Annotated in this window: 19 protein-coding genes and 1 tRNA gene; 10 read left to right on the forward strand and 10 right to left on the reverse strand. The window is 68.2% G+C overall.

All coding sequences use genetic code 11. The features are described from left to right. Positions 1–47: 47 nt before the first annotated feature. Positions 48–1901: an acyl-CoA dehydrogenase gene (locus tag ACFV9G_RS15165; RefSeq protein ID WP_378728300.1), complete on the reverse strand. Its 1854-nt coding sequence runs from the start codon at positions 1899–1901 to the stop codon at positions 48–50. A 116-nt stretch (positions 1902–2017) separates the two neighbouring features. After that, the gene (locus ACFV9G_RS15170; RefSeq protein ID WP_378728301.1) at positions 2018–3262 is read right to left on the reverse strand and encodes an MFS transporter; all 1245 of its coding nucleotides are present in this window, start codon (positions 3260–3262) and stop codon (positions 2018–2020) included. A gap of 72 nt (positions 3263–3334) precedes the next feature. On the opposite strand from ACFV9G_RS15170, the gene ACFV9G_RS15175 reads away from it, so the two are divergent. Then, positions 3335–3787, forward strand: coding sequence for a nuclear transport factor 2 family protein (locus ACFV9G_RS15175; RefSeq protein ID WP_378728302.1), 453 nt, complete (start codon positions 3335–3337; stop codon positions 3785–3787). Between the two features lie 82 nt (positions 3788–3869). Here the strand turns inward: ACFV9G_RS15175 and ACFV9G_RS15180 are convergent, their stop codons facing one another. The 6 genes from ACFV9G_RS15180 to ACFV9G_RS15205 all read right to left on the reverse strand — a co-directional run bounded on the left by ACFV9G_RS15180 (position 3870) and on the right by ACFV9G_RS15205 (position 9434). Beyond that, entirely contained in the window at positions 3870–4907 is a 1038-nt protein-coding gene (locus tag ACFV9G_RS15180) for a calcium-binding protein (RefSeq protein WP_378728303.1), read from the reverse strand. A gap of 54 nt (positions 4908–4961) precedes the next feature. Further along, the gene (locus ACFV9G_RS15185; RefSeq protein WP_378728304.1) at positions 4962–5594 is read right to left on the reverse strand and encodes a DUF2461 domain-containing protein; all 633 of its coding nucleotides are present in this window, start codon (positions 5592–5594) and stop codon (positions 4962–4964) included. A gap of 25 nt (positions 5595–5619) precedes the next feature. Then, positions 5620–5943 carry a hypothetical protein gene (locus ACFV9G_RS15190; protein ID WP_378728305.1) on the reverse strand — a complete coding sequence of 108 codons (324 nt, stop codon included), beginning with the start codon at positions 5941–5943 and terminating at the stop codon, positions 5620–5622. 188 nt (positions 5944–6131) lie between these two features. Further along, on the reverse strand, positions 6132–7508 hold the full coding sequence (locus ACFV9G_RS15195) for an adenylosuccinate lyase family protein (RefSeq protein WP_378728306.1): 1377 nt from the start codon (positions 7506–7508) through the stop codon (positions 6132–6134). A 1008-nt stretch (positions 7509–8516) separates the two neighbouring features. After that, positions 8517–8592 (reverse strand) — tRNA-Gly (locus ACFV9G_RS15200). A gap of 50 nt (positions 8593–8642) precedes the next feature. Next, on the reverse strand, positions 8643–9434 hold the full coding sequence (locus ACFV9G_RS15205; RefSeq protein WP_378728307.1) for an SGNH/GDSL hydrolase family protein: 792 nt from the start codon (positions 9432–9434) through the stop codon (positions 8643–8645). Between the two features lie 142 nt (positions 9435–9576). Here ACFV9G_RS15205 and dcd point away from each other — a divergent pair, with 142 nt between their 5' ends. The 9 genes from dcd (at position 9577) to ACFV9G_RS15250 (ending at position 17842) form a co-directional block, all read left to right on the forward strand. After that, complete coding sequence (gene dcd, locus ACFV9G_RS15210; protein WP_045547715.1) at positions 9577–10152, forward strand: dCTP deaminase; 576 nt, start codon at positions 9577–9579, stop codon at positions 10150–10152. 36 nt (positions 10153–10188) lie between these two features. Continuing rightward, a complete protein-coding gene (locus tag ACFV9G_RS15215) occupies positions 10189–10791 on the forward strand; it encodes a DNA-3-methyladenine glycosylase I (RefSeq protein ID WP_378728308.1) in 603 nt (200 codons plus the stop codon). Positions 10792–10894: 103 nt separating this feature from the next. Further along, positions 10895–11926, forward strand: coding sequence for an iron-siderophore ABC transporter substrate-binding protein (locus ACFV9G_RS15220; protein ID WP_378728309.1), 1032 nt, complete (start codon positions 10895–10897; stop codon positions 11924–11926). Between the two features lie 74 nt (positions 11927–12000). Continuing rightward, positions 12001–12954, forward strand: a complete 954-nt coding sequence (locus ACFV9G_RS15225; protein ID WP_378728310.1) for a FecCD family ABC transporter permease — start codon at positions 12001–12003, stop codon at positions 12952–12954. Beyond that, a complete protein-coding gene (locus tag ACFV9G_RS15230; protein WP_378728311.1) occupies positions 12951–13979 on the forward strand; it encodes a FecCD family ABC transporter permease in 1029 nt (342 codons plus the stop codon). The genes ACFV9G_RS15225 and ACFV9G_RS15230 overlap by 4 nt, the downstream gene beginning before the upstream one ends. Before the next feature lie 16 nt (positions 13980–13995). Further along, a complete protein-coding gene (locus ACFV9G_RS15235; protein ID WP_378728312.1) occupies positions 13996–14811 on the forward strand; it encodes an ABC transporter ATP-binding protein in 816 nt (271 codons plus the stop codon). A 1-nt stretch (position 14812) separates the two neighbouring features. Next, the gene (locus tag ACFV9G_RS15240) at positions 14813–15736 is read left to right on the forward strand and encodes a siderophore-interacting protein (RefSeq protein ID WP_378728313.1); all 924 of its coding nucleotides are present in this window, start codon (positions 14813–14815) and stop codon (positions 15734–15736) included. Positions 15737–15819: 83 nt separating this feature from the next. Further along, positions 15820–17550 (forward strand): sodium:solute symporter family protein, encoded by a 1731-nt coding sequence (locus ACFV9G_RS15245; RefSeq protein ID WP_378728317.1) that lies wholly within the window; start codon positions 15820–15822, stop codon positions 17548–17550. 10 nt (positions 17551–17560) lie between these two features. Then, positions 17561–17842 carry a hypothetical protein gene (locus ACFV9G_RS15250; RefSeq protein WP_378728314.1) on the forward strand — a complete coding sequence of 94 codons (282 nt, stop codon included), beginning with the start codon at positions 17561–17563 and terminating at the stop codon, positions 17840–17842. Positions 17843–17856: 14 nt separating this feature from the next. Here the strand turns inward: ACFV9G_RS15250 and ACFV9G_RS15255 are convergent, their stop codons facing one another. After that, a complete protein-coding gene (locus tag ACFV9G_RS15255) occupies positions 17857–18618 on the reverse strand; it encodes a DUF4097 domain-containing protein (RefSeq protein ID WP_378728315.1) in 762 nt (253 codons plus the stop codon). Positions 18619–18692: 74 nt separating this feature from the next. Beyond that, complete coding sequence (locus tag ACFV9G_RS15260; protein ID WP_378728316.1) at positions 18693–19274, reverse strand: toxin-antitoxin system HicB family antitoxin; 582 nt, start codon at positions 19272–19274, stop codon at positions 18693–18695. Between the last annotated feature and the right edge of the window lie 137 nt (positions 19275–19411).

The raw sequence follows: 19411 nt of genomic DNA on the forward strand, positions 1-19411 counted from the left end.
GGAGAACCGGGCGGGCCGCAGCGTACGTGCAGATCAGGACCTGAGAATCAGAAGGCCGACTCGGGCAGATCCATGATCGAGTTGTCGATCGCCTCGGCGATCGCCCGCTCAGCGGTCAGCTTGGGCAGGTTGTAGGAGGCGAAGAACTTCGCGGCGGCGACCTTGCCGGTGTAGAAGTCCGTGTCCTTGCCGGCGTCGCCGGCCAGGGCAGCGAGGGCGATCTCGGCCTGGCGCAGCAGCAGCCACGAGACCACGACGTCGCCGACGGCGAGCAGCAGGCGCGAGGTGTTCTGGGCGACCTTGTAGATGTTGCTGATCTCCTCCTGCGAGGCCATCAGGTCGTTGAACATGTGGCCGACGATCGCGTTGACGTCCTCGAGCGCGGTCGCGAGCAGGGCGCGCGACTCCTTGAGCTCGGCGGAGCCCTCGTTGTCGAGGAAGGCCTGGATCTCGCCGGCGATCTGGCCGAGCGCGGCGCCCTGGTTCTTCACGATCTTGCGGAAGAAGAAGTCCTGGCCCTGGATCGCGGTGGTGCCCTCGTAGATCGAGTCGATCTTGGCGTCGCGGACGTACTGCTCGATCGGGTACTCCTGCAGGAAGCCCGACCCACCGAAGGTCTGCAGCGACTCGGTGCCGAGCAGCACCCAGGCGCGCTCGGAGCCGTAGCCCTTGACGATCGGCAGCAGCAGGTCGTTGACCGCGGCGGCCAGCTTGTTCTCGTCGGAGCCGTCCTCGGTGAGGACGACCTTCTCCTGCCACGAGGTCGTGTAGTAGACCAGCGCGCGCATGCCCTCGGCGAACGACTTCTGCACCAGCAGCGAGCGGCGCACGTCGGGGTGGTGGGTGATCGTGACGCGCGGGTCCGTCTTGCCGGCGGCGACGAGGTCGGCGCCCTGGACGCGGGTCTTGGCGTACTCGAGCGCGTTCAGGTAGCCGGTCGAGAGGGTCGCGATGGCCTTGGTGCCGACCATCATCCGAGCGTTCTCGATGACGTCGAACATCTGGCGGATGCCGTCGTGCACCTCGCCGAGCAGCCAGCCCTGGGCGGCCTCGCCGCCGCCGACCTGCGGGTCGCCGAAGGTGAGCTCGCAGGTGTTGGACACCTTGATGCCCATCTTGTGCTCGACGTTGGTGACGTACGCGCCGTTGCGCTCGCCGGTGAGCTCACCGGTCTCGTGGTCGAAGTGGAACTTCGGCACGAGGAAGAGGGAGAGGCCCTTGGTGCCCGGGCCGCCGACGCCCTCGACGCCCTTCGGGCGGGCGAGGACGAGGTGCATGATGTTCTCCTGCAGGTCCGACTCGGCGCTGGTGATGAAGCGCTTGACGCCGGTGATGTTCCAGGAGCCGTCCTCGTTGGGCGTGGCGAAGGTCTTGCCGGCGCCGACGTCGGAGCCCGCGTCGGGCTCGGTCAGCACCATGGTGGAGCCCCAGAGGCGCTCGACCATGATCTTGGCGATCTGCTTGTCGCGGTCGTTGCCGTTCTCGAAGACGACCTTCGAGAAGAACGGGCCGGCGGCGTACATCCAGATCGCCGGGTTCGCCCCGAGCAGCATCTCGGCGGTCGCCCAGACCAGCGAGTTCGGGGCCACCTGGCCGCCGATCTCCTCGGGAGTGTGCAGGCTCCAGAAGCCCGAATCCATCCACGCGTCATAGGACTTCTTGAACGCGGCCGGGACCGGCGCTGTGTTGGTCTTGGGGTCGAAGACCGGCGGGTTGCGGTCGGCCTCGACGAACGACTCGGCGAGGTCCTCGCGCGAAAGACGCTCGACCTCGGCGAGGATCTCCTTCGCGGTGTCGACGTCCAGGTCCGCGAAGGGACCGGTGCCGAGAACCTTGTCGGTGCCGAAGACCTCGAACAGGTTGAACTCGATGTCGCGGAGATTGCTCTTGTAGTGGCTCACTGATCCACCTTCATAACCTTTGTCGGATGTACCAGTTGCGGGAGCGCCGGTCGGCGCGGACTACTGGCGGGTAACATTAAGAATAGGCATGCGTCGGAGGGGTGGCAAGCCCGGGGCTACTGATGGGTAGGGGTCTTCGTCACAGCAGAGCGCCAGGGAAGCAGCCCGGACGAGAGCAGAAGTACGCCTCCGGCCACCGCGATCGCGATCCGCGGGCTCGTCGCCGCGGCCAGCGCCCCGGCCGCCAGTACGCCCACGGGCTGGGCGACCTTCATGGTGATCGACCACGCCGCCTGCACCCGCGACATGTGGTCGTCGGCGGTCTCGCGCATCCGGTAGGTGGCGAAGGTCGGGTTGAAGACGCCGGCGCAGAGGATCAGCCCGAAGTTCGCGGCGGTGAACCAGATGAACCCGGCCGCGCCACTCGGGGTGAGGGCGATCGGGATGGTCCACAGGGTCCGCGCGACCCCGGACCCGAGCAGCACGGCGCGCTCGCCGAGTCTGTTCGTAAGGCGGGGGGCGCACATGGCGCCGATGATGCCGCCGAGGCAGGGCAGGCCCATCGCGACGCCGTACATCCACGGTTCCATGCCGAGCTCCCGCAGTGTCAGCACGGTCTGCAGCGGGCTGGTGGCGATCACGCACGAGCCGAAGAGGGCCGCGTTGAGGAAGAGCGAGCGTAGATCGCGCCGGGCGAGGATGTAGCGCCAGCCGGCGGTCACCTCGGCCCGCCAGTGCTGCGGCTCCCTTGTCGGTGGCTGCGGTTCCGGCGTACGGATCGAGCGGATGCCGAGCGCGGAGAGCAGGTAGGTCGCCGCGTCGACGAGCACGGTCAGTGTCGGCCCGAACGCGGAGACGAGGGCGCCGCCGATCGGCGGGCCCGCGGTGAAGGTCGTCCAGAAGGTCGTCTCCAGGCGGCTGGTCGCGGCCAGCCGGGCCTCCGGCTCGACCAGCGCCTTCAGGTGGGCGCCCGAGGCTGCGGTGAAGGCGAGCTCGCAGGTCGCCGCGACGACACCGACGACGCACAGGTGCGCGTAGGTGAGCAGGTCCAGGAGCCCGGCCGCCGGGATGCTGAGCATCGCCGCGAACCGGATCAGGTCGGCGCCGACCATCGTCGGCCGCTTGTGGCGATACTCGATCCACGGCCCGAGCCGCACTCCCGCCGCAGCGGCCGCGAACCCGGACAGCGCCGCCAGCAGCGACACCTGGAACGTCGAGGAGCCGAGGACCAGCACCGCGACCAGCGGCAGGGCGCCGTAGGCGATGGTCGATCCCGCCTGGCTCGTCGCCGTCGCCAGCCAGAGCCGGTTGAAGTCCCGCCCCGGTGCGGCCGTCCTTCGATCGGCCTCCGTGACGGTCACCCGCCGACCCTATCCGGGAGGGACTCGGCGATCAGGTAGAACACGTTTCAGTTTCGGCGTACGATCGCCTGCATGATCACCTCCGACGCCATCACCTGGAACGCCCCCGACGACGACCACCCCGCACGTACGGCCGGCCAGCGCTCCTATGCCGCCGTCGCCAAGGGCGACCTCGACGAGTGGCTGACGATCTATGCCGAGGACTGCGTGCTCGAGGACCCGGTCGGGCCGTCGATGTTCGACCCCGAGGGCAAGGGCCACCACGGCCACGAGGGGCTCAAGGCGTTCTGGGAGAAGGCGATCGCCTCGGTCCACACCTTCGAGTTCGAGATCAACGACTCCTTCGCCAACCCCGAGGGCAACACCTGCGCCAACATCGGCCGGATCAAGACGAGCTTCCCCGACGGCAGCTACACCACCACCGACCTGATCATGGTCTACACCGTCAACGACGAGGGCCGCATCGCCTCCATGAAGGCCTTCTGGGAGCCGGAGCGCACGATGGCGAGCTTCACCTCGGCCTGATCGAGTTGGTCCCAGACGTTCCCGCCCTTCTACCACTCGGTAGCGGGCTCGTACGTCTGGGACCAACTCGTATGGGTCCTGGTCAGGGAGTCCAGTAGGTGCCGCCGCTTGGCGGTCCGGTCGGCAGATGACGTGTGGCCAGGCAGGAGGACGTCACGCCGGCACCGGGTTCAGAGGCGCACTGATCCGCTCCGGACTCGCCTCGCACGACATCGGCGAGCGGGCCGCCGTTCAGGCTGTCGTTCCCACCGCCCCCGAGAAGTCGATCGCGGCCGTCTCCGCCGACGAGCGAGTCGCCGTCGGGGCCGGCGGCCAGGTAGTCGGCACCGCTGAAGCCCTTGAGCCAGTCGCGCCCCGAGCCACCGTAGATCCGGTCGTTGCCTGACATGCCGTGAAGGCTGTCCCGCCCGGCGTTGCCGTAGATGAGGTCGGCGCCGCTGCCGCCGACGACGACGTCGGCGCCGTCGCTGGCGTAGATCTGGTCGTCCCCGATGCCGCCGCGGAGGGTGTCGTCTCCCGCTGCGCCCCACATCCTGTCGTTGCCGCCGCCGCCGCTCAGTGCGTCCGGGCCCTCCTCGCCGTAGAGGCGGTCGTTGCCTCCTTGGCCGTGGAGGGAGTCCCGGCCGGTGCCGCCGTAGAGGAGGTCGCCGCTGTCGGTCCCTGCTGTCGAGTCGAACGTGCCGGCGATGAAGTGTCCGGCGATCGTGTCGCTCCCGCTGCCGCCGTTGATCGTGTCGGAGCCGGTGCCACCGGTGAGCTCGTCGTCACCGGACGTCCCGTAGATCCTGTCGTTGCCCGACTCCCCGTTGGCCCAGTTGCTACCCCGGATCTCGTCGTTACCGGGGCCGGCAAGTACGCGACTCCCGCCGCGGATCCGGTCGTCTCCAGAGCCTGCGCAGACGACGTCGTTGGAGTCGGCAGCGATCGAGTCGGCGCCGGGCGTACCCAGGATGACGTCGCGGATCGCTGGGTCGGTCCGCTTCTCGCCCTTGCTCAGGTCGACGGTGACCGCCCTGTCGACGCAGCTGGTCGCGGCCACGCCGCTCGAGCTGGTGGTCAGGACGAAGGCGGGGACGATCAGGAGAGATGCCGCCGCCGCGACCGAAAGAGGTGTACGCACGGCGCACACCGTAGCGGGTATCGCTCGGCCGCGCGCCGGCATTCGTCGGGTGGCTCACGCCACCGCGTGCTCGGCGATCCACTCGACGAGCGGACGTACGGCTCGCCAGTCCTTCTTCACCTCGCCGACGAGGTCGGGGGTGTGGATGATCGGCTCGAACCCGATGGTGCGGCCGAGGTGGATGGACTTGTGGCGGAGAAGCTCGATCTTGGGGTGGTCCTTGTCGAAGCCGCGCGGGGCGGTCTTGAGGCGGTCGCCGGTGACCTCGTAGCCCTTCTTCTCCGCGACCGCGAGGCGTTTCTCCAGGTCAGCGCCGTAGTGGTCGTGGACGATGGCGTCACGGAAGGCGGCCAGCCGGGGCGGCTCGAACCAGTAGCAGCCGCCGCCGGTGCGGATCCCGCGCGGCGAGACCTCGACGTAGTAGCCCGTCTGCGGCGCCACGGCCACGAAGGCTCCCTGGTGGGTCTTGTAGGGGAGCTTGTCCTTCGAGAAACGTACGTCGCGGTAGGGCCGGAAGATCTTGGCGCTGCCGAACTCCTCGGCGAGCTCGTCGGTGAGCGCCTTCATCGGCGCGAGGACGGACTCCTTGTAGACGTGCTTGTGGGCTTCCCAGAACGACTTGGTGTTGTCGACCTCGAGGTCGTCGTAGAAGTCGAGCGCTGCCACGGGAAAACCTTCGAAAGTCACCCAGTAAGTCTAGGGCTCGTGGGTTTCAGTCATGGCGGACCATCCAGGCGCCGGTGGAGTTGTCGAGCACGACCCGAACATTCGCGTCGGCGCGGCCGTCCGCGGCATGCGTGCACAGCGAGCTGGAGCAGTAATGGCGCACGAGATGCACGCCCTCCGGTGTGCGAACCTCCAGATGCAACGAGTAGGTCGTGCTCTCGTCGGAGTGGTCGTCGTAGCCGACCACGATCGCCTCGTGCGTGGTTCCGTCCTGGAGGAGTCGCCGAGCGACGTCTGCGCGAGCGGGCGCATCCCACATGTTCGAGGTGAGCCCCGCCATGATGAGCGCTCCAGGGATGACGAGGAGCATCCACAGCCATCCCCATGGACTGGTTTCCAGGGCGGTCAGCACTCCCAGAGGGATCAGGGCAAGTGCTGTCAGTCCGGTGGGTACGGCGAGGATCCGCTGGAGTCGACCGCCTCGGCCGGTCTCCCATTCGACTTCATGAAGGTTCGCCAAGGCCACGTACGCAGCCTATCGGCGTCCGCGCAGGCGCGTCAGACGCTCGGGATCTGGATGGTGTCGGCGACCCGGCGGGCGTGCTCGGCCATCGCGCGGGCGATGTTGGCGGACTCTCCGAGGTGGCGGGAGGGGTCGAGCAGACCGGCGATCTCGCCGAGGGTGAAGTGCTCCGAGACCTCGGGGGAGTCGGCGAGGAGCGAGGCGAAGTCGAGCTCCTCGACCGCGGCGCGCTGGGCCAGCTCGAAGACGACGTCGTGGGCGACCTGGCGGCCGATCCGCTCGCCGAGCTCGAGCATCAGCGACTCGGAGCCGATCAGCCCGCCGGACAGCGCCAGGTTGGCGCGCATCCGGTTCTCGTCGAAGGTCAGCCCGGTGAAGATGACGACCAGCCGAGCCAGTACGTCCCCGGCCAGGCGAGAGGCCTGCGCGACTGCGTCCTCGAGGATGCCGGTCATCGCGCCGTTGGCCTCGTGGTCGTGGAGCATCGACTCCATCGCCGGGGCGACGAGCCCGCGCAGCTGGGTGGCGGAGGTGATCACGTCGAGCGTCAGCTGCGGGTTGCGCTTGTGGGGCATCGTCGAGGAGCCGATGGTGCCCTCGGGGATCGGCTCGAAGGCCTCGCCGAACTCGGGCTGCATCATCGAGTAGACGTCCTTGCCGATCTTGCCGGCCGTGCCACCGAGCATCCCCAGGATGGAGACCCACTCGACCATGCCGTCGTTGATCGCGCGCGAGGGCACGGGCATCGAGCCCATGTCGAGCCGGGAAGCCGTCTCGGTCTCGATGGCGCGAGCGTGGGTGCCGAAGGAGGCCATCGTCCCCGCGGCCCCGCCCATCAGGAGACGGAAGACGCGGTCCTCGACCGAACGGAGCCGGTCGACGTGGGCGGCGATCTCGTCGATCCAGATGGCGACCTTGAAGCCGAAGGTGATCGGGACCGCGTGCTGGGAGTGCGTACGCCCCGGCATCGGCACCTCGGCGCCGGCCTCGGCGACCTTCGACAGTGAGCGCAGCAGGTCGCCGAGAAGGTCGAGGATCTTGTCGTGCGCCTGGCGCAGCAGGATCAGGTCGGCGGTCTGGGTGATGTTCTGCGTGGTGGCGCCCCAGTGGACCCAGCCACCGTGCTTCGCGCCGACGACCCGGCAGAGCTCCTCGACCAGCGGGGTCAGCGGGTGGCTGTGCTCGGCGGTGGCCTTCTCGATGCGGTCCAGGTCGAGCTTGTCCAGATCGGCGGCCTCGGCGATCGCTTCGCCGGCCTCCGCGGGGATCACCTTCACGGCCGCTTCGGCCCCGGCCAGCGCCGCCTCGACGTCGAGTCGCGCCTGGAGACGCGCCTCGTAGGTGAACAGATCTCCGATGCCGTGGTCGGGGACTCGTCCGTCGGTGAATCGGCTGCTCGAGCCCGCGGGCATGGCGCGTGATCCTTTACGTGTCGTTCACACAATGATTGGAAAACAGAAACCCAATCTTAATGGACGCAACCTGCAAACACCCGCGATCGTGTGCTGCGTCACTTGGATCGTGCAAGTGAACCGAAACAGGCCGTGCCATAAGGCACGGCCCGATTCCATGGAGCGGACGACGAGATTCGAACTCGCGACGTCAACCTTGGGAATCAGATTAGCCCACCCCACAGCCACTCGTTCGTGCTTCCGTGGACCGGGATTTCGTGCTGGTTCTTCATGGCAATGATCGGCCTGGCCAAGAGTATCGGGGGCATCCTGGGGGCACGTGCGAGTGTCCGTATCGCGGGGGCGGAGCGTTGCCCATGTCCGGCACCTGGCCACCTTGGCGGGGGTCTGGGGGCTTGCCCCCACGCTGCCCAACACCATCCACCGTAGTAGCGACGCGGGGAGTGTCCCTATCGGCAGCCGCGCCTACCTCCCCCTCGTCGTCGGCCGAGTCTGGAGCCGGGATCGTCTGGATTTCGTGGAGTGGTCGGTGTCACATGCATTACTCGGCGCATGGCTGGTTACCGTAATTGCGCCAACGGAGCAGTCAGGGTGACTCTCTCCTGCGTGGCGATTGACACCACGAATTGCGCCGTTGGTGGCCCGGCGGTCTCGGGCACCGACTCGGGATCGCGGTCTAGTTGGCGGGCTGGAGTGTGGGTCTGCTGGCGAAGGGCCGGAGAGCGCACGGTGCACGGACCCCCGCCGTCGTCGTGCCGAAGAACTGGCGTGGCTCGTGAGTGAGGATCAGCGTCCTCCGCGAGTGATTGCGGTTCTAGTTGCTGGCCCTGGGGAGTGAGCGCTTGGTCTACGGACTGGGCGCTCTCCTTCGTTTTGCGCGGCACGTAGGGGACCGGCCGCCCGGCCGCACGCCCCCGGAGGCCGCCTTCCTGGGGGCATCTGAGCCCAAACAGAAACCCGCACTGCCGACGATGACGACGAAAGTGCGGGCTGACCTGCGATGGAACGTGGAGCGGACGACGAGATTCGAACTCGCGACATCAACCTTGGGAAGGTTGCGCTCTACCAACTGAGCTACGTCCGCAGGTGCGACCAGGATGTTACCCCACACACCCGGCCAGGTGTGAAACCGGTTCAGGAAAGTCGCGTCATCCGGGGATAGCGGGCCGACAGCCCCTCGCCTGCGGGACCACGGAGCATGCGGCGTACGGCCCAGGGGAGCGCGCGGGCGGCCAGCCGCCGGACCTCGCGGATGGGACCGATCAGGCCATTGGGGCCCGGTTCCTCGACGACGACCAGTGGTTTCGGGGTGGGCAGGTGGTGGCGTACGCCAAGGGTGTCGAGGACCTTGATCGTCATCAGCTGGTGGCCGGGGGCGCCCAGGAAGCCGTGGCCGTCCCAGTAGCCGGCGTCGTCGTACTCGGTCATCCGCCAGAAGTCGACCAGCGTGGCTCCCCGCCGCTGCGCGATCTCGCGCACCGCCTCGTTGTAGACCGCGAAGCGTCCGCGGAGCAGTCGCCCGACGGTGGTCGACCGCGCGCCGTAGGCGGTGAACACGAGCACCTTCGCGCCGGTCTCGGTCAGGTCGCCGATCGCCGACTCGTAGGTGGCGAGCAGGTCATCGATGTTTACATGTGGCCACATCAGGTCGACCGATCCGCCGTAGATCGTCACCACGTCCGGCTCGAGCGTGATCGCCCGCCCGACCTGCTCCTTGACGATCCGGTCGATCCCGCGGCCGCGGACGGCGAGGTTGGCATAGGTGAACTCGGGGGTCCGCTCGGCCATCACCTCGGCGACCCGATCGGCCCAGCCGCGTACGCCGTTCGGGCGACGTACGTCGGTGTCGCCGACGCCCTCGGTGAAGGAGTCGCCCAGCGCGACGTACCGGCGGTAGCCGCCGGGGATCAGCGCATCCAGTGCCATGGCTCCGATTCAATCGGGTTTACCCCGGGACGTACGACTTCGGCGCGGAATCTGTGACGCATGGGGTAGGGGTGATTCCAGAGACGCTGCCAGCGGCAACGCAGGAGCGGTACACAGCGCCCGGCTGCGTTAGGTTTGCCTCGTGCTGCTGAGCGACAAGGACATCCTGACCGAGATCAACGACGGGCGGATCGTCATCGACCCCTGGGACGAGTCGATGCTGCAGCCGTCGTCCGTCGACGTACGACTGGATCGGTTCTTCCGGGTCTTCGACAACCACAAGTACGCCACGATCGACCCGGCCGTGGACCAGTCCGAGCTCACCCGGCAGATCGAGACCGAGGGCGACGAGCCGTTCATCCTGCACCCGGGTGAGTTCGTGCTCGGGTCGACGTACGAGACCGTCAGCCTGCCCGACGACATCGCGGCGCGCGTGGAGGGCAAGAGCTCGCTGGGGCGCCTCGGGCTGCTCACCCACGCCACCGCCGGCTTCGTCGACCCGGGCTTCTCCGGCCATGTGACGCTCGAGCTGGCCAACGTCGCGACGCTTCCGATCAAGCTCTACCCGGGGATGAAGATCGGTCAGTACTGCTTCTTCAGGCTCACCTCGCCGGCCCAGAACCCCTACGGCAGCGAGAAGTACGGGAGCCGCTACCAGGGCCAGCGCGGCCCGACCGCCTCGCGCAGCTTCCAGAGCTTCCACCGCACCAAGATCTGAGCGGAGCTGTCGGTGGTCGCAGCTAGGGTCGGTTGGATGAGTGAGACACCGTTCCTGGCACCGGACGGCCAGACGCGTTGCGCGTGGGCCGGTGGGGCGCCGGAGTTCCTGGACTACCACGACACCGAGTGGGGGTTCCCGGGCGGAGGGGACGTACGACTCTTCGAGAAGATCTGCCTGGAGGGGTTCCAGAGCGGGCTCTCGTGGCGCACGATCCTCAACAAGCGACCCGCGTTCCGGGAGGTCTTCGCGGGCTTCGACTTCCACCAGGTGGCCGAGTTCGACGAGAGCGACGTCGAGCGGCTCCTGCAGGACGCCAGGATCATCCGCCACCGCGGCAAGATCGAGGCGTCGATCAACAATGCCCGGCGGGCGGTCGAGCTCGTCGAGGAGCAGGGGTCGCTGGCTGCGTACGTCTGGGGCTTCGAGCCCGAGCCGTTGACGATTCCTGAGGTGGTGGCCACGTCCCCTGCCTCGGTGAGCCTCTCCAAGGACCTCAAGAAGCGAGGCTGGAAGTTCGTCGGACCGACGACGATGTACGCGTTCATGCAGTCGATGGGGATCGTCAACGACCACTCGCTCGACTGTGTGATCCGGGATCGGGTCGAGGTCGAGCGGAGGGCGTTCGTCAGGCCCTGACCGTCCGCTGCGTCGTCCCAAACCTTGGGGGCCGATACCTCGTTGAAACGGTAATGTGTTTAGGCTGTCCTAACTAAGCATTGCCTAACCCGAGGTGGTCCACGTGATCCGTCGTCCCGTACTCATCGCAGTGAGCACCGCGCTCGCTGTCTCCGGCCTGGCTGCCTGCAGCACGGGCTCCACCGACTCGGCCGACTCCGGCCAGGAGTCCACCTCGAAGGCCGACTCGGGCGCCTTCCCGGTGACCATCGAGCACGCCTTCGGCGAGACCAAGATCGAGGAGGAGCCGAAGCGCATCTCCGTCGTCGGTGTCAACGACGCCGACATGCTCCTCTCGCTGGGCGTCGTGCCCGTCAGCATCCCCAAGGTGACCTGGGGCGGTGACGAGGATGGCACCACGCCTTGGTTCGACGAGAAGCTCGAGGAGCTCGACGCCGACATGCCGGCGATCCTCGACCAGACCGACGCCATCCCGGTCGACGAGGTCGCCAAGCAGACCCCCGACCTGATCCTGGCGACCTACTCGGGCATCACCGAGGAGGAGTACAAGAAGCTCTCCGAGATCGCGCCGGTCGTCGCCTACCCGGACCAGCCGTGGGCGACCGCGTGGGAGGACTCCCTCGACATGGTCGGCCAGGCCACCGGCCGCAACAAGCTGGCCGACGAGGTCGAGGCCGACACCCAGAAGCTCTACGAGGACGTCAAGACGGACACCCCGGAGATCCAGGGCAAGACCTTCATCTGGGCCGCGCTGGCCACCGCCGACCTCTCCCAGATCCCGTTCTACACGACCGAGGACGCTCGCCCGGACTTCCTCTCCGACCTCGGCATGGAGAACGCGCCGGTCGTCGTGGAGAACACCAAGAAGGGCGAGTTCTTCGCCCAGGTCTCCGCGGAGAAGGCCAGCGAGCTCGACTCCGACTTCCTGTTCACCTACGCGGTCGAGGACACGGACGCCGAGACGTACGCCAAGGACAAGCTGGTCGGCCAGGTCCCCGCGATCAAGGCCGGTCACATGTGGGCCTCGACCGACAACGTCGCCTCGCTCGCCGCGGGCACCCCGACGCCGCTGTCGGTGCCCTACGCCATCGATGAGTTCGTCCCGGGCATCGTCAAGGCTCTCGAGGGTCAGTGACCCTCACGAGGACGCTCGACCGAGCCCCGGCCGCGGATCCGCGCGGTCGGGGTCGGTCGTCGATGGTTCGAGTCGTGATCCTGCTCGCCGGTGTCCTCCTGGTCGCCGTGGTCGCCTCGATGCTGATCGGCGCGAAGCTCGTCTCCCCGCTCGATCTGTGGCGTGACGGCAGTGTCGGCCAAGGCATCCTGGAGACCCGGATGCCGCGCACCGTCCTCGGGCTGATGGCCGGCGCCGCGCTGGCGCTCTCCGGCGCCTGTCTGCAGGGCCTGACCCGCAACCCGCTGGCCGACCCGGGGCTCCTCGGGCTCAACTCCGGGGCCACGTTCGCGATGGTGCTGGCGGTTTCGGTCTTCGGCATCGGCTCGCTCAACGCGTACCTCTGGTTCGGCTTCGCCGGCGCCGCGATCGCCGCGATTCTCGTGCACACCGTCGCCTCCTTCGGCTCCGGCGGCGCGACCCCGGCCAAGCTCGTCCTCGCCGGCGCCGCCCTCGCCGCAGGGGTCACCTCGTGGACCACCGCCGTCCTGCTCACCGACAAGGCCACCTTCGACGTGATCCGGCTGTGGCAGGTCGGCACCATCGGCGGCCGCGGCTGGGACATGGTCCTGACCGGCCTGCCGTTCCTGGCCGTCGGCGCGCTGCTGACCCTGGCCGGCGCCCGCACCCTCGACACGCTCGCACTCGGCGACGACCTCGCGCGCGGGCTCGGGCGTCGCACCGGCATCGACCGCGCCGTCATCGGCCTCGGTGTCGTGCTCCTCACCGGCACCGCCACCGCGCTGTGCGGGCCGATCGGCTTCATCGGCCTGATCGTCCCCCACATGGTCCGGGTCATGGTCGGCTCGGCCTACACTCGCGTGCTCCCTCTCTCGGCGGGCTTCGGCGCCGCCCTCACCCTCTTGGCGGACGTGGTCGGCCGGGTCATCTGGCCGCCCTCGGAGATCCAGGTCGGCGTGATGACGGCCGTCATCGGCGTACCCGTCTTCATCTTCTTCCTTCGCCGCGGACGGATGGCCGGTCTATGAGCGTGCAGTCGATCAACCCCACCGCGGTCGTACGCAGCGCCCGGCGCATCCCGCAGCGGCGGCTCGCCCTGGTGGCCGGTGGCCTGGGCACGGCCCTGTTCGGGCTGTTCGCGCTCCGCGTGCTCGGCGGCGACTACATCATCACGCTGCCGGACTTCTTCCGGATCCTCGGCGGCGAGGAGATCCCCGGCGCGACCTTCATCCTGATGGAGTCGAAGCTGCCGCGGGCGGTCCTGGGCGTACTGGCCGGAGTCGCCTTCGGCACCGCCGGCGCGATCTTCCAGTCGACCCTGCGCAACCCGCTCGCCAGCCCCGACATGCTCGGCATCTCGCTCGGGGCGAGCGCGTCGGCGGTCTTCGCGATCGTGGTCCTCTCGCTGAACGGCTCGGCGCTCTCGCTCGCCGGGATCATCGGTGCGGTGCTCACCGCCGTCGCGATCCGGCTGGTGGCCGGCAGCGACGGTGGCTACCGGCTGGTGCTCGTCGGCGTCACCGCTGCCGCCGGTCTGGTCGCCGTGATCCAGTACCTCTTCACCCGCGCCAACGAGTACGACGCCCAGCTCGCGCTGCGCTGGATGACCGGCAGCCTCAACTCGGCCTCCTGGCCGACGATCAGGATCCTGCTCGTCGCCCTGGTGATCCTGCTGCCGCTGGTCGCCTGGACGGTGAAGTCGCAGCGGGTGCTCGAGCTCGGTCCCGACGTCGCCAACGCGCTCGGCGTCACCCACCGCTACGCCGACCTGCTGCTCCTCCTCGCCGTGCTGCTGTGCGCGCTGGCGGTCGCCGCGACCGGACCGGTCGCGTTCGTCGCGTTCGTCGCCGGGCCGATCGCCCGGGTCCTCAACGGCGGGCGTACCACGATCCTCGGTGCCGCGCTGGTCGGCGCGGTCGTGGTGGTCGGGGCCGACTACGTCGCGGCCTATGGATTCCCCGGCACCAACCTCCCGGTCGGTGTCGTCACCGGTGCGTTCGGGGCGCCGTTCCTGTTGTGGTTGCTCGCCAGCGGGCGGGCCGGAAGGCGATGACATGAAAGAGGCCCAGATGAGACTCGCTGCGGAGAGTGTGAGCCTCGGCTACGGCGCGGAGCCGATCGTCGACCAGGTCTCCCTGGAGATCCCCGACGGTCTGACCACCGTGATCGTGGGCGCCAACGGCTGTGGGAAGTCGACCCTGCTGCGCGGGATGGCGCGGTTGCTCCGCCCGATCTCGGGGCAGGTCGTCCTCGACGGCAAGGCGGTCCACAAGCAGCCGACCCGGGCCGTCGCCAAGACGCTCGGCCTGATGCCCCAGTCGCCGATCGCGCCCGAGGGGATCACGGTCGTCGACCTGGTCGGCCGCGGACGTCAGCCCCACCGCGGTGCGCTGCAGCGCTGGTCGCCCGAGGACGACGCGGCTGTCGCCGAGGCGCTCGAGCTGACCAACACGCTCGACCTCGCCGACCGGATCGTCGACGAGCTCTCCGGGGGCCAGCGGCAGCGGGTCTGGGTGGCGATGGCGCTCGCCCAGCAGACCGATCTGCTGCTCCTCGACGAGCCGACCACGTTCCTCGACGTCGCCCACCAGATCGACCTCCTCGACCTGCTCCATGGCCTCCGTGAGACCCGTGGGACGACTGTCGTGATGGTGCTCCACGACCTCAACCTGGCTGCCCGCTACGCCGACCACCTGATCGCCATGAGCGGCGGCAGGATCGCCGCCACCGGTGACCCCGCCGAGGTGGTCACCGCCGACTCCGTCGAGAAGGTCTTCGGCCTGGAGGCCCAGGTCATCTCGGACCCCGTCTCGGGCACACCGCTGGTCGTCCCCATCGGACGCCACCACCGACCCGCCGCTCACCCCCACGCACAAGGAGCCTGACATGCCCATCCTCGCCCGCGTCTCGGTGCGCTCCGTCGAGCGCCTCTCCCCGTCCTTCGCCCGGATCGAGCTGGCCGGCGACGACCTGGCCGACTTCGGCAACGACGGCCCGAGCCTCGACCAGCGCATCAAGCTCCTCTTCCCGGCCACCCCGGGCGTGCTGCCCGAGCTCTCGGCGGAGGACTGGTACACCGAATGGCTCGCCCTCCCCGAGGACGAGCGCCCGCGGATGCGCACCTACACGATCCGCTCGGTCGAGGGCGAAGGCATCGAGAAGCGTCTGTACGTCGACTTCGTGCTCCACCCCGGCGCGCACGGTCCCGGCTCCGACTGGGCCGGCGCGGCGAAGCCGGGCGACGAGATCCTGGTCGCCGGACCCAAGCTGGGCGAGCCCTACGGCGGGATCGAGTGGCTTCCTGGTGACGCGACCCGGCTGCTTCTGGTCGGGGACGAGACGGCCGTCCCGGCGATCGTCTCGATCCTCGAGTCGCTGCCGGCGGACGCCACCGGATCGGCCTTCCTGGAGGTGCCGGCAGCTGATGACGTACAGCAGGTGTCTGCGCCTGACGGGCTGCAGGTCAGCTGGCTCCCGCGCGAGGGTGCGCCCGTGGGTGGTCCGTCCCTGGCTGCCGTCGGCGGGCTGCTCGGCTTCGAGGCGACGCCCGAGGACGTGACCACGGTCGAGGTCGAGGACCCGGACCTGTGGGAGACCCCGGACTACTCCTCCTCCGGCGAGGAGGTCACCGGCCCCGACAACTCCGCGAACGGTGCTGGCAACGGCGAGGACGGGCGCTACGCCTGGATCGCCGGGGAGTCCCGGATGGTCACCGCACTGCGCCGTCATCTGGTCAATGAGCTCGAGATGCCGCGCAAGCAGGTGGCCTTCATGGGGTACTGGCGAGAAGGCGTGTCGATGAAGGGGTGACCCAGCGCGGTTTTGTCTGTTTGACGTGGTTAGGTTGACGTACTCAATCAACCTAGAAGGGTCGTGGAATGCAAGGAAGCATCCTGGCCGCGGACACCCTGATCCAGGCCAATGCAGTTGATTACCTTCTGATCGCCATCTACTTCGCGTTCGTTCTCGGCATCGGCTTCCTGGCCAGCCGCGGCATGTCGAGTTCGGTGGACTTCTTCCTCTCGGGTAGGTCCCTGCCCGCGTGGGTCACCGGTCTCGCCTTCATCTCAGCGAACCTCGGCGCCGTCGAGATCATGGGGATGTCGGCAACCGGCGCGCAGGTCGGGCTGCCCACCGTCCACTACTTCTGGATCGGCGCCATTCCGGCCATGCTGTTCCTGGGCGTCGTGATGATGCCCTTCTACTACGGCTCGAAGGTGCGCTCGGTCCCCGAGTTCATGAAGCGCCGCTTCGGCACCGGTGCCCATCTGGTCAACGCGCTCTCGTTCGCGATCGCGCAGCTGCTCATCGCCGGTATCAACCTCTACCTGCTCGGCGCCATCGTGCACGCGCTGCTCGGCTGGCCGCTGTGGGTGGCGCTGATCGTGGCCGCGGTGATCGTGCTCTCCTACATCACCCTCGGTGGTCTGAAGGCCGCGATCTACAACGAGGTCCTGCAGTTCTTCGTGATCGTCGCCGGACTGCTGCCGCTGACCATCCTGGGTCTCCACCGGGTGGGCGGCTGGGACGGTCTGACCTCGAAGATCGAGAAGGCCGCGGCCGCCAACCCCGACACCATCGCGCCCGCCGCCGACCAGCTCAACTCCTGGCCCGGCACCGCTCTGACCGGCTTCTCCTCCGACTTCCTCTCGGTCGTCGGCATCGTGTTCGGTCTCGGCTTCGTGCTCTCCTTCGGCTACTGGACGACCAACTTCGTCGAGGTCCAGCGAGCGATGGCCGCCAACTCGATCAGCGCCGCCCGCAAGACGCCGATCATCGGTGCGTACCCGAAGATGTTCATCCCGTTCATCACCATTCTCCCCGGCATGATCGCGGCGGTCCTGGTCACCGAGATCGCACAGACCAAGGCAGGGGAGTCGATCGCCGGTGGTGCCTCGGGTGAAGGGGTGACCTACAACGACTCGCTGCTCTACCTGATGGCAGAGGTGTTGCCCAACGGTCTGCTCGGCCTGGCGATCACCGGTCTGCTGGCGGCGTTCATGGCCGGTATGGCGGCCAACGTCTCCGCCTTCAACACGGTGGTGTCCTTCGACATCGTCCAGGAGTACATCATCAAGGACCGCCCGGACGACTTCTACGTGAAGCTCGGCCGTTGGGCGACCGTTGCGGCGACGGCCATCGCGATCTTCACCGCTGTCCTGGCGTCCAGCTTCTCCAACATCATGGACTACCTGCAGACCCTGTTCGGGTTCTTCAACGCTCCGCTGTTCGCGACGTTCATCCTGGGTATGTTCTGGAAGCGGATGACCGCGACCGCCGGTTGGGCGGGTCTCGTCTCCGGCACCTTGGCGGCGGTCGGCGTCGGCATTCTCGCCGACGGCACGCTCGGTGGACTCTCCGTCGGCGTCCTGCCGCTGTCCGGTCAGGGTGCGTCGTTCGTGGCTGCCGGTGTGGCGTTCGGTGTCGACATCATCGTCAGCGTGCTGGTCTCGCTGGTGACCAAGCCGAAGCCGGAAGGCTCTCTGAAGGGTCTGGTCTATTCCGAGACACCGAGGGAGGACCTGGTGGACCCGGAGGACGCCGGTCGTCCGTGGTGGCAGCGCCCGGTGCCTCTGGCAGGTCTAGCGCTGGTCATGGTCACTATCCTGAACGCGATCTTCTGAGGAGGCTGAGATGTCCAACGAAGCCAACAAGGCCACAGCCAGCAAGGGATTTCTCGGCACGCTGCTGTCGCTCTTCGACATCCGCAACGTGATCGGGTCCCTGCTCGCGGTCTACGGCGTCATCCTGCTGCTGATGGGCCTGTTCGGCGACCCCGAGGTCGACAAGACCGGCGGGCCCAACGCCAACCTCTGGGCGGGAATCGCCCTGCTCGTCGTCGGGGGCGCCTTCATCACCTGGGGGGTGCTGCGGCCGGTCGTGCCGGACGCTCCTCACCCTGGCCACGAGAAGTAGCCCTCCTCCCGGGCTCAGAGCCCGATGAGGGTGATGTCACCACTCACGGTGGTGGTGCGGAGCTCGACATAGGGCTCACCTGCGGCCGGTGCGCCAGCGCTCTGGACAGTGCTGGTGCACCGGCCGGTCACCGTGTTGACGTCGGTCCACACCGGGGTGCCGTTCGGGATCCCGATGCGTACGTCGGAGGAGGCTCCCTTCACCGAGATCCGGCCCGCGCCGACCGAGTGGATCGCGAAGTCGCCGGCGCCGGTCGAGTGGCTCACGTCGCCCTCGACCTCGTCGATCTCCACGCTGCCGGAGCCCGTCTTGGTGTGCAGGTCGTGGACCGTACCGATCCGGATGTCGCCGGATCCGGACTTGATCGAGGCTCGCCCGTCGAGGGTGTCGGCCTCGATGTCCCCCGAGCCGGACTCGACCTGGAACTCCTCGGTGACCCGGTCGATCCGAATGTCGCCCGACCCGGTCTGGACCCACGCTGCCAGGAGGACTCCCTGGGTGGCGATGTCGGCGGTCCCGGTGCGGGCTCGCAGCTGGCTGCGGACGGGGACCGTCACACTGATGTCGTAGCGCCGTGAGCGGTTGAACGGGCCCTTGTGCGGGTCGATGATGTTGATCGTGTCGCCGCTCTGCTCGACGACGAGACTCTCGGCATCATCGCCGTCGACCTCGACGACCGTCTCGTCCGTGTCGGTCGCGTGGACCTCGAGATTGCCCTTGCCGAACTCGACGAACAGCTTGGCGGGGGCGGTGGACATGAAGGTGTACGTGCTCATGATGGTGCTCCTGAAGGGTGTGGTGATCTACCGGACCGGCCGGGCGGCCGTCCGTTGTTGCGTGTGAGGTCAGGTCAGAGCCAGCCGGTCATCCGGCGGTCGGACCTGCCGCGATTGCTCCCGCGGAACGGATCGAAGCTGCTCATGGCTTCGTTGACGATGTGTGGGATCGCGGAGAGGTCGACGTCGACGTTGACCGCGTTCTCGCGGGTCGCCGCGCGCACCGCGCCGATGAGCCAGGTGTTGAGCGACTGACCGGCCACGGCCGCAGCCTCCTCGGCCTTCGACTTGAGCGACTCCGGGATGCGGAGGGTCACCCGGGCGAGGGCGTCGTCGCCCTCCGGCTCCGGCGGGGCCGGAGGAGCCGGGGGAGCGGGCGGTGTCGGTGGCGTCGGAGGAACCGGCTCGGCGAGCTCGGGAAGCGTCACCCCGAACTCCAGGTCGCGCCCTCGCAGACGTACGTCCACATTGCCCGCCGGCAGCTCTGCCGTGATCTCGGCGGCTGCCTGGCTCACCGCCTCCATCACCGCCAGCCGAGCGGCCGGGTCGAGTGCGTAGGTGAGCCGCTCCGCGGTCTCCCTGGCCTCCGGCCCCGATGCCTCGGCCGCGGCCAGCAGATCCCGTCGCAGGCTGTCGATGTACGGCGTGATGTCCATACGCACCACTATGACATCACTGTGACGTCAACACAACCCCGATCTGACATCACGTGATGTCAACCCCCGGCCGAGGCGTCAGGTAGGACGGCCGAAACGTCACGCGCGCCGGTCGAGTGGGCACGGTGGTGCCACTG

This window comes from Nocardioides sp. NPDC059952, assembly GCF_042730435.1.
In the GTDB taxonomy this organism is placed as follows: Bacteria; Actinomycetota; Actinomycetes; order Propionibacteriales; family Nocardioidaceae; genus Nocardioides.

Coding starts and splice junctions, on each gene's coding strand:
- ACFV9G_RS15175 (WP_378728302.1), top strand. CDS start 3,335: ATGATCACCTCCGACGCCATCACCTGGAACGCCCCCGACGACGACCAC.
- ACFV9G_RS15190 (WP_378728305.1), bottom strand. CDS start 5,943: ATGCTCCTCGTCATCCCTGGAGCGCTCATCATGGCGGGGCTCACCTCG.
- ACFV9G_RS15195 (WP_378728306.1), bottom strand. CDS start 7,508: ATGCCCGCGGGCTCGAGCAGCCGATTCACCGACGGACGAGTCCCCGAC.
- ACFV9G_RS15205 (WP_378728307.1), bottom strand. CDS start 9,434: ATGGCACTGGATGCGCTGATCCCCGGCGGCTACCGCCGGTACGTCGCG.
- ACFV9G_RS15215 (WP_378728308.1), top strand. CDS start 10,189: ATGAGTGAGACACCGTTCCTGGCACCGGACGGCCAGACGCGTTGCGCG.
- ACFV9G_RS15230 (WP_378728311.1), top strand. CDS start 12,951: ATGAGCGTGCAGTCGATCAACCCCACCGCGGTCGTACGCAGCGCCCGG.
- ACFV9G_RS15235 (WP_378728312.1), top strand. CDS start 13,996: ATGAGACTCGCTGCGGAGAGTGTGAGCCTCGGCTACGGCGCGGAGCCG.
- ACFV9G_RS15240 (WP_378728313.1), top strand. CDS start 14,813: ATGCCCATCCTCGCCCGCGTCTCGGTGCGCTCCGTCGAGCGCCTCTCC.
- ACFV9G_RS15250 (WP_378728314.1), top strand. CDS start 17,561: ATGTCCAACGAAGCCAACAAGGCCACAGCCAGCAAGGGATTTCTCGGC.
- ACFV9G_RS15255 (WP_378728315.1), bottom strand. CDS start 18,618: ATGAGCACGTACACCTTCATGTCCACCGCCCCCGCCAAGCTGTTCGTC.
- ACFV9G_RS15260 (WP_378728316.1), bottom strand. CDS start 19,274: ATGGACATCACGCCGTACATCGACAGCCTGCGACGGGATCTGCTGGCC.